This window comes from Flavobacterium rarum (SeqCode), from assembly GCF_965234445.1.
Lineage (GTDB): Bacteria > Bacteroidota > Bacteroidia > Flavobacteriales > Flavobacteriaceae > Flavobacterium > Flavobacterium rarum.
The window spans coordinates 141,649-156,062 of sequence record NZ_OZ248479.1; the positions used below are offsets into that span (position 1 = coordinate 141,649).

Sequence of the window (14,414 nt, forward strand, 5' to 3'; positions counted from 1 at the left end):
ATTATTTAACAAGAGTTATCGAACCCTTTTTGGCAGAACCGCCATTTGGAGTAATTATATAATAGTAAACCGGATTAAAATTATTGAATTCAATTGCGGTTTGAGGCCAACCGCTATAGTTATCATAATCGTCACTTTCAAAAACAATTTCTCCCAAAGAACTTAAAATCATTATATGAGTATTTGTACCACTTATATATTGATCAGGAATAATCCAAGTATCATTAACACCATCACCATTTGGCGTGACAATATTTGATATTTTTGGAACATTAAGATTTACTTTAAAAGAAACTTCAAAAAGAAATTCTTTAGTAATTATACACCCTGAGGTTTGAGTAATAATAGCTTTATATTTCCCTTGGGCAGTAATATCCAAAAAACTTTGATTGGCACCAACTATAGCTACTTCATTCAATAACCATTGATAGGTTGGTACAGAGGCATCAGTTGTCAATGTTACATTTAGCGTTTCACCTTCAGTAATATTATTTACTTTATCAACTACAACTCCTGATATTGAACTATTATTTTCAAATACTTTAAGATCTAAAGTACCTGTAGATTTACATCCTCCAAAATCAACATCACAAGTGTAAATCCCTTTTTCATTTGTAGAATAGGAATTCGTATTGGCTCCATTTATAATGACATTATCTTTTTTCCAAGTATAAGAATTACCAGCTGTTACAGATAAAGTAGTATTTCCTGAACTAGAACAAAAAGGGTTTCCAGAACTCGAAACTATTACAGCTCCAGCACCAGTTGCGCCTGAAACAGTTACCCCTTGAGATCTAAAATTATCATCTGTACAGAGACCATAATCAAGTTTAGCATAATAAACACCAACAGTATTAACATTCAATGAATTAGAATGCTGGCCTGAAATTAATACATCATCTTTGTACCAAAAATATTTTAATTGAGGATAATTGGCGGGAGAAGAATTTGGAATAGTAGGAGTAGGATTGTAAACAGTAAGGGTAACACTACCACCGTTGCAGAAACTAACAGTTGGTTGATTATTATTAATTGCAAAAGGTCCACTAAATGCCTTATAATATGCAGAAAAAGTTTTAGTACTTGTAGTTCCTTTTATAGTAAAAGGCTGACTAGAAATACCGTTTGAACTTGTAACTCTTAATTTGTAAGTATTCGAACCTACTAAATTTGTAGGCACAGCAAAAGCTAAGGTTTTATCTGTAGGTGTATCAGCGGGAGTACCCGGTAGACTAGGTAAAAGCGTAGTTGTAGTTGGTGTTGCAAAAGACCCTGAAGCATCTGAGAGCTCTACTTTAAAAACTATATCTGTAGCAAAACCAGATATAGAAAAAGAGGCACGAAACTCATTGAAAACATCTCCTGGCTTGGTTGGATGTGGACCTCCAGCACAAATTTTATCAAATTCTAAAATTTGTGGAGTTATTTGTTGTCCGAATATACTGTTTGTTGAAACTAGCACATTCAACATTAATATAAAGATAAATGTCTTAGAGATACAAAAAGATGTAGGAGAGCTTTTCATGTGTAGTTCTTTTTTTATTACAAGCAACCGATAGTTTTCGGAGTAATTGAGAACCATTTATAACAATAATTAAACACTTTTATTATATGAAACATTAATGATATATTTGACTCAATTTCAATTATGTTACAAATAGTTTTAAATAATTAAAATATTTTACAATCAATTTTAAGTAATAAAATGAAAGTCAAACCTCAACGTTCAGGTCCAACTTTCATTTCATATTTAGTTACTATTTGTTTTAAATCTATTTGATATCACGAGATCATTATTGGTGTTTCCAACTACTGGTCTCATGGCGATTTAATTAAATTTTATATTATTATTTTGTAGCAGCTGTAAATTTTGAAAGTGCTAACCTAAAATCTGGTCTTCTAGGATTTGCGAAATCAATAAATGTTTCGATATTAGAAGTTTTAGAATACAAATTAAAAAAAGCTGCATCACCATAATAACTTTCTAAATCTTCATTGTTTAAAGCCCCTTCTGTATATATATTACCATTACAGAAATTTAAATACATTTCTTCAATTCTAATTCTTTTAAGATTTTTGTCGTTTATTTCAATATTGGTATCAAACAATACCGCAGGACTGAATCCAGAAACAACCGTTTTTCTTAAAACAATTGAAGAATTTTCGGCTACATAAACAGCTTCTTTTACTAAACCAGCTTTAATATCCATTTCGATATTATCACTATCATTTGCAAGAGTCAAATTTGTTGCAGTTACTAATGTTTGCTTTTTAGTAAAATCAACCTCATCTTTTTTGGTATAAGAAGAAACATCTAGACAACGTGATCCACTACTACTAGTTAAATAAGACGTCCTTACAACCAAAGAATTGTCTATTTTTGCTTGAGTACCTAAAGTGAATTTAAAATCTATTCCACTAGAACGATAGGATACAATTTTGTTCATTACAGGCTCACCACCTAGAATTTCGCAAGAATTACCAGCAGCATAACTTATCATTATATTTTCTAGAATAGTTTTATTTCCAATACCTCCAAGTAAAAGAGCATCAAAATTGTCTGCTCCTCTTACTTTTCTACCAGCATATTCAATTCTAACGTATTTTAATACACCTGATGAAGAAGAAGGATTTAATCCGCCAAAAGTTGTTAAAGTTGGATCCAAATCTAAATTGATAGAAGAATTATTTCCAAATTTGTTTAAGGGAGCGTCACCAAGCATAACTATACCACCCCAGTCACCTGCTTTTTTGACACTTTTGTTTGAAGTAAAAACGATAGGATCTGTTTCTAAACCTTGAGCAACAAGTTGAGCACCTTTTGTAATAATTAAAGTCCCTTTTGTCTCTACATCTCCTATAATTACAGTACCTGGTTCAATAGTAAGTACAGCATTATTTGTAACGTATACATTACCTTGAATGATGTATACTTCTTTTTTTTCCAATTTGGTATTAACAGTAATATTACCAGCTAATATCTGAGTAGCATCACCATAATCTGCTTTTCCTGGTTTGAATTCTGCCCAGTTACTTAACCAATTGCTTGATCCATATATTCCTTTCTCTTGCTGTGCATTTGCATTGAACATAGCTAAAAGAAAAACCCATACAATTATAGTAGTATTTTTCATAGGTTTGGGGGATTTAATATAAAAATTATTCAACCTCTGTAGGATAGAGTTAAACTCTTTCGAGTTATAGTTCAAATTTAAAAAATGCTTAATTGTTTTAAACAATTAAGATTACTGTACTTCCAAACCGTGCAAATCTTTCAATGTTTGTTCGTAAAACAAAATCATTGTTACAATTTGCCCTTTGTCAGTATAAGGCAACATTTTTCTTAAAAAATTTACAGTTACTTCTAAGTAAACACTTGTAGCTTCTGTTTCTAATTCTAAAGCTTTTTTGTTTTCTGCATCATCTGGAATTCCAAGATCAGACAACGTTACACCTGGCTTTGTAGCTAAAGCAATATTTGGTAATATTTTTACAATTACTTTCATACGCTCTATATAAAGCTCCACTAATTCACCTTTTGTTAAATTTTTCAGTGTCTTATCATCATAGTAAGTTCTTACAGAAGCGTTAGAGCTAATAATACTTTTTGGTAATGATTTTACTTGAGCGAACCCTCTTGAGCATAATGCTAGCATTATAATGCTGAAAAAAATAATTTTCCCTTTCATATTGTAGATTTGTTAATTAATAAAACAAAAATATACAAATAAATTGAATTTGCAAGTTCTAAAGAAAAAATTAAAGTTTTATTTAAAGTTAAATCAAGTGAAAAATTACTTTATATCAAGTAAATATAGCACTTAGACGAATTTAAAACAATAAGAAATAAAATCAATAAATGAAATTTTTGTAAGCAATAATCCCATTTATAAGGTAAGAATAATCTAAATATAGGTTGAAGGCATTAAATAATACAAAAGTTATCAACAATAATTGAATTGTAAATATATGATGATTAATTATTGTTTTTTAGTTCTAAAATTTTGATTTTATTACTATTTATAGACAAAACAAACTTTATTATAGAATATTTTTGAAACGTCCATTTTCTTTTATCTTTGCTTCATGGAATTTTCAAATATATTAGGCCAAGAATACATTAAAAACCATTTGGTTAAAAGTGCTGATTTAGGTAGGATTCCGCATGCACAATTATTTGTAGGGCCCGAAGGATGTGGTACCTTACCAATGGCAATAGCTTATGCAAAATATGTCTTATGTAATTCTAACATCACGTTAAACGAATCCTTTAGTTTAAAATTCCAGAAATTATCTCACCCTGATTTGCATTTTATATTCCCTACAGTAACAACTGAAGAAGTCAAAGCAAAACCAAAAAGTATTGATTTTATTTCAGACTGGAGGCAATTTGTATTAGAAAAACCGTATGGTGGACTATTTGAATGGTATGCCGCATTAGGAGTTCAAAACAAACAAGGGGAAATACGTGTCGATGACGCTCAAGAAATATTAAAGTCATTCTCCTTAAAATCTTACGAAGGAGGCTATAAAATAATGATTATCTGGATGGCAGATAAAATGAATATAGCAGCTTCCAATAAATTACTGAAGTTACTGGAAGAGCCTCCTGAAAAAACGGTATTTTTACTAATCACTGAAAACGAAGAGGATATTATACAAACGATTCGATCTCGATGCCAAATCACTCATTTTAATAGTTTAAGCGAACAAACTATAACTAATGCTTTAATAGAAAAAGCAAAAATAGACGAAAAGAAAGCCTTAAAAATTGCACATCAATCTCAAGGTAATTATAATAAAGCATTGAATTTAATAAACGAAGACGAAGAAGCATTCCCTTTTGAACAGTGGTTTGTTACTTGGGTTCGAGCCGCATTTAAAGCAAAAGGAAATGCCGCCGCTATTCAAGACTTAATAGAATGGAGTGAAAAAATAGCAACTTTGGGAAGAGAAACTCAGAAAAAATTTCTTCAGTTTTGTATTGAAATGTTTCGTCAAGCTTTACTACTAAATTATGAAACTAAAACTTTGGTTTACATAGAACCAAAAGTAGAAAAATTTAAGCTGGAAAACTTTGCGCCATTTGTAAATGGTAACAACATTAATGATATTTTCAAGGAATTATCAGATGCGATGTATCATATAGAACGAAATGGAAATGCTAAAATAATTTTAACTGATTTATCCATAAAATTAACCCGATTAATCCATAAAAAATAAATACCTATGAATAATATTGCCTCCATTTTAATTTTAGTTTTTTTAGCTATCACTTTTTTACAATCGTCTCAAGATAAATTATTTAACTGGAAAGATAATGTTGATTGGCTGAAAGAACATTTTGCAGAAACGCCATTAAAAAATCAAGTACCGTTAGCATTGCTAAATGTCTTAATTTTAGAATTGATTTCTGGAATATTATGTGTAGTTGGCGCAATAGAAATAGCGTTGAATAGTGGAAGACTTTACGGATTATACGGAGCTATTTTTTCATGTATCACTCTTATAATGTTATTGTTTGGACAACGATTGGCCAAAGATTACGACGGTGCCAGAACTATTGTACTCTATTTTATTCCTGCAGTTATGGCTGTATATTGGCTTAATTAAATAGTAATGGCAAATCCAAAAGCAATTTTAATTTAAAAAAACGTAGAAATTATCTTTTAAAAAAATATGACACCAAAACATCCTTCAGAATCATTGACAATATTAACCGATTTGGTTTTACCAAGCGAAACCAATCCTTTAAACAATTTATTTGGAGGAGAATTATTAGCTAGAATGGATCGTGCTGCAAGTATTGCAGCCGGAAGACATTCGAGACGTATCGGTGTTACGGCATCTGTTAATCACGTGGCCTTTAATAAATCCATTCCACTGGGAAGTGTTGTAATTATTGAAGCTAAAGTATCTAGAGCTTTTAAAAGTTCAATGGAAATTTACTTGGATGTTTGGGTAGAAGATCGTCAATCTGGAAACAGAACTAAAGCCAATGAAGCAATTTATACTTTTGTAGCAGTAGACGACACAGGAAGACCTGTAGAAGTACCACAAATAGAACCGGTAACCGAATTGGAAATACAACGCTATGATGCCGCTTTGAGAAGAAAACAATTAAGTTTAGTTTTAGCTGGTAAAATGAATCCTCATGAAGCAACTGAATTGAAAGCTTTGTTCACATAAAAGACAAAAACATCTCATAATCCGTAAATATGTGATTTACCAGATGAAGGATGGTATAAGCTACCGAAATAGCTGCTCCTGATCGTTCAATGTCTTTAAGTTAAAGATTTCTCACTACGCTTTTTCAAAATATAACTCTCGTGAAGACGCGAAGACGCGAAGAAATAAGTTCTAAACTTTGCGCCTTTGCGTCTTGGCGAGAAAAAAAAAGCTTGATTTAATGAGTTTTTTCAGGACTTGAGAGCTACTAGAGTTCTCTTATACCAAACACAAATACTATATAGTCCAAAGGCCCATTTTAATTTGGAGAGCAATAGTAAAAAAAGCAACCGCTCCCGATATTTATCGGGACGCAGATTATTCCTTAAAAAAATAAAATTTTAAAGAAATTAATTCGCGTAAATTCCGCTGTAAGCGGCTAATTTATAGATTAACTTATATTTTAAATCTGCGAATCTGCGGCAAAACAACTCATACGTTTGTCTTGGGCAGAGAGTTTGGGTTGAGGATAAACAATTGGACTAATTTATATATGTGTTTGGTATTATTAAGTGATTCCTCATGTCTCGGAATGACTAAAAGGGATGATTTTGAAATCCAAAATCGCTTAAGTTTGTAATCTCAGCAAAGGAGAGATCACACAAGGGACTCGACAATCTTAGTAAAATCAGCACTATTTTCTTAACATAATCAAATTGCCCGATAGTTAACGGGAAGCTTTATCCTGTATAGAAAAGGAGCTGTAAAAGCAGTAACTAAATTTGTCTCCTTTTCTAAACGGAGGCACACCCAAAATGTTTTTTACCCTTTAATTTGTTTTAAAGACGTTTTGATACCTTTAATTAAGGAAGAACTAAAACCGTTATGTTCCATTTCATTTAGACCGACAATGGTACAACCTTGTGGTGTCGTAACTCTATCTATAAGTTGTTCTGGATGTACTTTTTCTTCCACGAGCATTTGAGCAGCCCCTTTTACAGTTTGCGCCGCTATTGCTAAAGCTGTTTGCGAATCGAAACCAATTTCAATTCCAGCTTGCATAGACGCACGTATGTAACGTAAAGCATAAGCGGTTCCACATGCTCCAAGCACAGTGGCAGCATCCATCAATTTTTCATCAATGACAACTGCTGTTCCTAAATCATGAAAAAGGGAAACAACACTTTGACCTTCGACTTTGTCTTTTTCATTAAAAGAAATACAGGTTGCCGATTCACCAAATTGTGCTGCAATATTGGGCATGATTCGAACTGCATGATGAAGTGATTTTGTTTTATCTTGAAGCACATCTATTGCCAAACCACTTACAGCCGATGCAATTATTTTGTTGGTGATTACGGGAAGAATTTCGGACAAAACGGTATCTACTTGATAGGGCTTTATGGTTAAGATTATCAAATCGGCCTCTTGTATCTGATGCTTATTATCTGTTGAAACAGTAATTCCCAATTCTTCTAGATATAAGATACTAGCAGTATTTCTTCTTGTTACTGTAACTTGATTGTTTGGAGAGAATTTTGCGATTCCCAATGCTATAGAAACACCTAAGTTTCCACCACCTATGATGTGTACTTTCATTTGGTTTATTTTAATCGTGGTTGGTTAATAGTATTATAGATGGCAATTCACTTGAATAAGCCGACATTCATGTGGTACAAAGTACTTGATTTATCCTGAAATTACTGCTTTTTAATATAAATAAACAGTAATAAATTGTTAAATAACAACAGCTGACAACACTAGAAGCCTAAAATTAATTTAGCAATTGAAAAATAAATAAGAATTCCACAAATATCGTTACTTGTTGTGATAAAGGGACCGGTAGCAAGTGCAGGGTCAATACCAAATTTTTCTAATAATAAAGGTACAAAGGTACCAATAAGCGAGGCTATGATAATCACAGAAACCAAAGCAATGGTCACAATCACTCCAATTACAATTTCTACATCGAGTAAAAAATGGGCTCCTAGAAATAGAATAATGGCTAATATAAGTCCGTTTAATAAGCTTAACGAAACCTCTTTTATTAACCGATTAAAAAGAGAACCACTCAAAGTGTTGTTTGCCAAACCTTGAACAATAATAGCAGATGATTGTACGCCAACATTTCCAGCCATTGCGGCAATAAGCGGGGTAAAGAAAAACAATTTTCCGTGTTCTAACATTGCACCTTCAAATAAACCAAGAACTTTTACGGTAACAAACCCACCTAAAAGAGCCAAGACTAACCAAGGCAAACGTGCTTTTGTCAAGTCTAAAATACTATCATCTGCTTCTACGTCTTGGGAGATACCCGCTGCTAATTGATAATCTTGATCGGCCTCATCTTTGATTACATCAATGATATCATCAATTGTGATTCGACCTACCAAACGCCCCAATTCATCTACCACTGGAATGGCTTCCAAATCGTATTTTTGCATAATTCGGGCAACCTCAACATCTTCGGTATCTACATTTACAGAATTCAGTTTTCTGATGTAAACATCACTGATAGCAGTTCTAGTAGAAGTGGTTAATAAGTCTTTGAGAGACAACCTTCCTTTCAATCGTTCTTCATCATCTACTACATAAATAGAATGAACCCTTGAAATATTTTCGGCTTGAATACGCATTTCTTTAACACAAGTAAGTACGTTCCAATTTTCATTGACTTTAACCAATTCTTTATGCATTATTCCTCCTGCAGTATCTTCATCATAACGCAACAATTCTACAATATCTTTGGCATGCTCAACGTCTTGTAATTCAGATATTACTTCTGCTTTTTTCTCTTTAGAAAGTTCACCAATAATATCGGCTGCATCATTGGTTTCCAATTCGTCAAGCTCTTCCGCAATTTCTTTTGGCGAAAGCCTGCTTAATATATTCTCCCTTAAATCGTCTTCTAATTCCAGAAGGATTTCTGCGGTTTTTTCGCTATCTAATACTTTAAAAATATAAGAGGCTTCATCAAAATCCAGTTCATCTAGGATTTCGGCAATATCAGCATGGTGCAAATCATTCAATAAAACTTCCAATTGACGGTCGTTTTTGTTTTGAATAAGTAGCTCTAATTCTTGAATTAATTCTTTGCTGATTTTAAACTCCATCGGCTTCTATTTTTTGGGTCAATGCTATAAATTGTAAATAATCTAATTGTTCAGGTCGAAGATTAAAAACTTCATCTTCTCTTAAACTATCGGACAAATTTAAAGTTTTTAAACTGTTACGCAAAGTCTTTCTGCGTTGTTGGAAAGCCGTTTTCACTACTGTAAAAAACAATTTCTCTCCGCAAGGCAAACTAAAATTTTCTTTTCTTCGCAACCGCAGAACTCCCGATTTTACTTTAGGCGGTGGAATGAACACGTTTTCATCAACCGTAAATAGGTATTCTGCATCGTAAAATGCTTGTACCAAAACAGAAAGAATTCCATAGGCTTTGGTACCTTTTTTTTCACATATCCTTTGTGCTACTTCTTTTTGAAACATACCTGCAAATTCAGGTATTTGACTTCGCAATTCTAAGGCTTTAAATACAATTTGAGTTGAGATATTATACGGAAAATTACCAATTATGGCAAATTGTTTCCCACCAAAAACTTCATTAATATCATATTTCAAAAAATCTTTTGAAATAATTCGGTCTTTCAATTTATCGTAATTGGCATCCAAATAAGTAACCGATTCTTCATCAATTTCAATTACATAAGTATTTATGGGTTTGTCCAATAAATACTTTGTTAAAACGCCCATTCCTGGTCCAATTTCTAAAACATCATCATACCCTACTAAATTTAAAGTATCTGCAATATCTTTTGCAATGCTTTCATCATTTAAAAAATGTTGACCGAGGTGTTTTTTGGCTTTTACTTTTTCCATATTATCATTGCGAGGCACGAAGCCTTTTCGCTATTTAAGGTTATTATATCGCAAAGACGCTAAGGCGTAAAGCAATTTTTGAATCATTAATGCTCACTTATCACTTCCAATTCGGTTCTGAAAGCTAGCATTCTGTCGCCAAACAATTTCAAACCTTCCTCCCTTAATCTAGGAGCATCTTCTGTATAATATTTTTCTAAAGTTTCCTTACTATCCGTTGAATATTGAACCGAATAAGTGACACCACCCATTTCTTCTTCAATTAAAACCCGAACAAATTTGGCAGCCGAAAATTTTCCTAATGCCAACATTTCAGGAATGTGTTTGTGTTGCATCCAAATCATCCATTGATCGTGAACACTTTCGTGTATGTTTGTGGTAACGTTGTATATTATCATTTTTTTAAAAGTATTAAGATTGAAGAATTAAGTAGTAAGATTTAAAATGCGATCTCAATGGCAAGGGCAAAGTTTAAATAATGCTATTTTTGTTCTATTCTCTTTATTCTAATTTATATTCTGTTTTTTTTCTTTTCTATTTGCAATTGATATTGATATTGCCATTTACAGATTCGTATCTCCTCGTAATTCCCTGAATTTCTTTCTGGCATCAACAAAATAAATACTGTCCTGATGGGTGAAAATTATTTTTTCGTATAATGCTTTCGCTTTATCGGGTTGCTGCAATTGTTTGTTATAAATATCTGCCGAAAAATAAAGCGCTTCATCTATGTAAATACCATCGTTATGATGGTCAATTATATTTTGATATTCTGCCAAAGCTAGAGTAAAATCTCCTAACTTTTCATATACTCTTCCCAATCTCAACAAAGTAACAGCTTCAATTTCTTGACCTTTAAAATTTTTCAGAATAGACTGAAATTGCGCTATCGCTTCCTGATTCCTATTTTGGTACAAAAGATAATCTCCTTTGGCAAATTGCTTCAATGCTGTCTGAGTAGAATCGGCAACTGTATTGTCGTTGATTAACAGAAAATATTCCAAAGCATCATTGGCAATCAATTGGGTACTCGCTGATTTTAACTCTTTGAATTGTTTCAGAGCCCACTCAAAATCAGTTTTAAAATAACTTGTTTTGGCTGATTTCAAACTTGCTTCGTGAGAGAGTACGTTATTTTGTAAATTCTCTTCTATCTGTGAATAGTAGAGTAAGGCTTGATTGAATTTTTCTTCAGAAAGCAAAATATCTGCCAATTCCATTTTGCATGCCGCTTGCTCATAAATAGTAAGTTGCATTTCCATAGCTCTTTTTACTATCGCTTTACCTGCTTCAGGGTTTTTCATTATAAAGCTAACAAAATGGGCCTGTTTTAATTGCAAAGGTAAAGTAACTGGAGTAATTCCGTATTGTTTTAACAAAAGATCAAACTGGCCGTTTATTGTTACCAAATCTTTGTCTAGCGCTTTTTCCATTTTTATATCCAACAAATAGGTATTGGCTTGAACTATTAAATCTACATCTGTAGTATTCTCCAATACATAATTCATAACTTCAATAGCTACCTCTTTGTCTCCTTCTTCAATAGCAATTTGTCCTAAACTAAGAATACTGTTAAGTGATTCAGGATTACGCTTGTAAATCGCTTTTTCTTGAATAAAGGCTTTTCCGAATTCTTTTTGTTGCATATAAAACCAACTCAAAAACTGATTCCAAAATATATCCTGATTTTTTTGAACACGGATAATTAAAGCTTTCCGAAGGCTTTCATTAAATTTGGAATCACCATCAGATGACATATAGCGCGTCATTTGATTTTGAATAGTCATGACTGATTGTGGGTTTTTGTAGGCTTCTTCAAGAAAATTGACAATCATTTCGTCAGTTCTCCCCAATTGTCCATAAAGCATTGCCGTTTGAAATTTAAAATTAAATGTTGGCACTAATTCACTAGCCACCAAATATGATTTTAAGGCATATTCAAGTAATACTTTCTTTTCAAAAGTGTTGGCAACACCATATACTTCATTTGGGTTTTTGCGAATTTTGTCTATAGCGTCATCGTAATATTTCTTAGCCTTTGCTTCATTTTTCTGCAATTGAAAATTATAGCCTAATTCAACCAAAAGGGTTGCTTGTTTGTATTTTGCAAACCGTTCTTGAATCACTTTTTCTACCATGTCAAACTGAAGCAATTGTTGCATGCAATCTATTTTTCTCTGAAAATAAAATGGATTTGAAGGCAATACATCTGATAATTCTTGGTAACTAACCAATGCTTTATCAAAATCCCCTTTGTCATAATAATACTGTGCCAATTGCTCGTTTTGGGAAAACGCAATTAGAGAGAATAAAAGTGAGATATATAGGAACCATTTATTCATAATGTAATCATTTGAAAAATTGATCGTATTTAATCAGTTGATAATGAATAATATATTATTAAAATTCTAAAACCATTAAGAAATTAAGTTGATGAAGCATAATGCCTCTAAATTTCTTAATGGTTTAAAAATTTCTGCTTTATGGAGAAACCTAAATTAATCTATAATATCAAACCCGCAGTACGGTCTCAAAACTTCTGGGATCATGATTCCTTCCGGTGTTTGGTAATTTTCTAAAATTCCAGCAAGAACTCTTGGCAAAGCCAATGAACTTCCGTTAAGTGTATGTGCCAACTGGTTTTTTCCATCTTTGTCTTTGAAACGCAATTTCAAACGATTGGCTTGGAAAGTCTCAAAGTTAGATACAGATGAAATTTCCAACCAACGATCCTGTGCTGTAGAAAAAACTTCAAAATCATACGTCAAAGACGATGTGAAACCCATATCGCCACCACAAAGTCTTAAAATTCTGTAAGGTAATTTCAATTCATTCAATATGCTTTTTACATGTTCCACCATTCCGTCGAGTGCTGCATATGAATTATCGGGATGCTCCACACGAACAATTTCTACTTTATCAAATTGGTGTAAACGATTCAATCCACGTACATGCGCACCATACGAACCTGCTTCACGACGAAAACAAGGAGTGTACGCTGTAGTTAAAACTGGTAATTCATTTTCGGATAAAATTACATCTCGAAACAAATTCGTTACTGGGACCTCTGCCGTAGGTATTAAGTACAAATCATCCGTTGCATCGTGATACATTTGTCCTTCTTTGTCTGGTAATTGTCCTGTTCCGTATGCAGAAGCTTCGTTTACCAGGTGTGGTACCTGAACTTCATTGTAGCCCGCTGCTGTGTTTTTGTCTAAAAAATAATTGATTAAAGCACGTTGTAATTTAGCTCCTTTCCCTTTATAAACTGGAAAACCTGCACCTGTAATTTTCACACCCAATTCAAAATCAATGATGTCATATTTTTTTACTAGCTCCCAATGCGGTTGTGCTCCATCATGCAAAACTGGAATTTCTCCTTCTTCAAAAACGTTTAAATTCTCTTCAGGTGTTTTTCCAAAAGGTACAATATCAGCAGGAAGATTGGGTAAAGTATATAATTTTTCCGTTAATTCATTAGCTAATGCAACTGCGTTTTCGGCTAGAACTTTGCTTTTTTCTTTTAACAGAACTGTTTTTTCTTTAAGAATTGCAGCTTTCGACTTCTCTCCTGCTTTCATCAAATCTCCAATATCTTTGGACAATTTATTAGATTCGGATAAAACAGTGTCTAACTCTACCTGTGTAGCGCGACGTTTTTCATCCAATTGTACTACTTCTTCAACAACTTGTTTGGCATCCATATTTCTTTTGGCCAAAGCGTTGATTACTTTCTCTTGATTCTCTCTAATAAATGCGATTTGTAACATAGTTTGATTTTTATACCTAAATAATGAAGCAAATTTAAGGAAATGTTTGATAACAACGAGACAAAGTTTGTTTTGTGGTTGCATTTTAGTTTCTGTCGCGAAATATTTTCAAAAGCGTCGCTCCCAATGTCATTAAATTTAGCTTTTTTTTTCTCGCAAAGGCGCAAAAACGCAAAGTCTTGAACCGATTTCACTGCTTCTCTGCGAAAGTTAAATTAAAAAAAACTAGCTAAAAATCCTTAACCTTAATGAAATTGTTTTCTTGCGCATACAATGTCATTAAATTTAGCTTTTTTATTTTAAGTAAAGACGCAAAAACGCAAAGTCTTGAACTGATTTCTCTACGTTTTCAAGCCTTTGCGAGAGCTAGATTTAGAAACGGCTTGCAAGAAATCCTTAATTTAATGACATTGGCATTGCTCCTTTTCTCCATTTTATACCATACACAAATACTATATAGTCCAAAGGCCCACTCTAATTTGGAGAGCAATAGTAAAAAAAGCAACCGCTCCCGATATTTATCGGGACGCAGATTATTTCTTAAAAAATAAAATTTTAAAGAAATTAATTTGCGCTAATTCCGCTGTAAGCGGC

At 32.7% G+C, this 14,414-nt stretch carries 12 protein-coding genes; 3 read left to right on the plus strand and 9 right to left on the minus strand.

The genetic code is table 11. The features are described from left to right. Position 1: 1 nt before the first annotated feature. From AC8GF4_RS00545 to AC8GF4_RS00555, 3 genes are all read right to left on the minus strand, one after another. The gene (locus tag AC8GF4_RS00545; RefSeq protein ID WP_506591722.1) at positions 2-1,525 is read right to left on the minus strand and encodes a T9SS type B sorting domain-containing protein; all 1,524 of its coding nucleotides are present in this window, start codon (positions 1,523-1,525) and stop codon (positions 2-4) included. Positions 1,526-1,847: 322 nt separating this feature from the next. Continuing rightward, complete coding sequence (locus tag AC8GF4_RS00550; protein WP_506591724.1) at positions 1,848-3,134, minus strand: beta-helix domain-containing protein; 1,287 nt, start codon at positions 3,132-3,134, stop codon at positions 1,848-1,850. A gap of 111 nt (positions 3,135-3,245) precedes the next feature. Continuing rightward, complete coding sequence (locus AC8GF4_RS00555; protein ID WP_506591726.1) at positions 3,246-3,689, minus strand: hypothetical protein; 444 nt, start codon at positions 3,687-3,689, stop codon at positions 3,246-3,248. Between the two features lie 397 nt (positions 3,690-4,086). On the opposite strand from AC8GF4_RS00555, the gene AC8GF4_RS00560 reads away from it, so the two are divergent. The 3 genes from AC8GF4_RS00560 to AC8GF4_RS00570 all read left to right on the plus strand — a co-directional run bounded on the left by AC8GF4_RS00560 (position 4,087) and on the right by AC8GF4_RS00570 (position 6,189). Beyond that, positions 4,087-5,223, plus strand: a complete 1,137-nt coding sequence (locus AC8GF4_RS00560) for a DNA polymerase III subunit (protein WP_506591728.1) — start codon at positions 4,087-4,089, stop codon at positions 5,221-5,223. Positions 5,224-5,229: 6 nt separating this feature from the next. Further along, positions 5,230-5,613 (plus strand): DoxX family protein, encoded by a 384-nt coding sequence (locus AC8GF4_RS00565; protein WP_506591730.1) that lies wholly within the window; start codon positions 5,230-5,232, stop codon positions 5,611-5,613. A 66-nt stretch (positions 5,614-5,679) separates the two neighbouring features. Then, a complete protein-coding gene (locus tag AC8GF4_RS00570; protein WP_506591732.1) occupies positions 5,680-6,189 on the plus strand; it encodes an acyl-CoA thioesterase in 510 nt (169 codons plus the stop codon). A gap of 801 nt (positions 6,190-6,990) precedes the next feature. Here the strand turns inward: AC8GF4_RS00570 and proC are convergent. The 6 genes from proC to serS form a co-directional block, all read right to left on the minus strand. Further along, positions 6,991-7,767: a pyrroline-5-carboxylate reductase gene (proC, locus tag AC8GF4_RS00575; protein WP_506591734.1), complete on the minus strand. Its 777-nt coding sequence runs from the start codon at positions 7,765-7,767 to the stop codon at positions 6,991-6,993. Positions 7,768-7,928: 161 nt separating this feature from the next. Further along, positions 7,929-9,281, minus strand: a complete 1,353-nt coding sequence (mgtE, locus tag AC8GF4_RS00580) for a magnesium transporter (protein WP_506591736.1) — start codon at positions 9,279-9,281, stop codon at positions 7,929-7,931. Further along, entirely contained in the window at positions 9,271-10,050 is a 780-nt protein-coding gene (gene rsmA, locus AC8GF4_RS00585; protein WP_506591738.1) for a 16S rRNA (adenine(1518)-N(6)/adenine(1519)-N(6))-dimethyltransferase RsmA, read from the minus strand. Before rsmA ends, mgtE begins: the two co-directional genes overlap by 11 nt. 86 nt (positions 10,051-10,136) lie before the next feature. Continuing rightward, positions 10,137-10,448 (minus strand): DUF4286 family protein, encoded by a 312-nt coding sequence (locus AC8GF4_RS00590; RefSeq protein ID WP_506591740.1) that lies wholly within the window; start codon positions 10,446-10,448, stop codon positions 10,137-10,139. Between the two features lie 165 nt (positions 10,449-10,613). Then, complete coding sequence (locus AC8GF4_RS00595; RefSeq protein ID WP_506591742.1) at positions 10,614-12,392, minus strand: tetratricopeptide repeat protein; 1,779 nt, start codon at positions 12,390-12,392, stop codon at positions 10,614-10,616. Between the two features lie 156 nt (positions 12,393-12,548). Beyond that, positions 12,549-13,820 (minus strand): serine--tRNA ligase, encoded by a 1,272-nt coding sequence (serS, locus tag AC8GF4_RS00600; RefSeq protein ID WP_506591744.1) that lies wholly within the window; start codon positions 13,818-13,820, stop codon positions 12,549-12,551. Between the last annotated feature and the right edge of the window lie 594 nt (positions 13,821-14,414).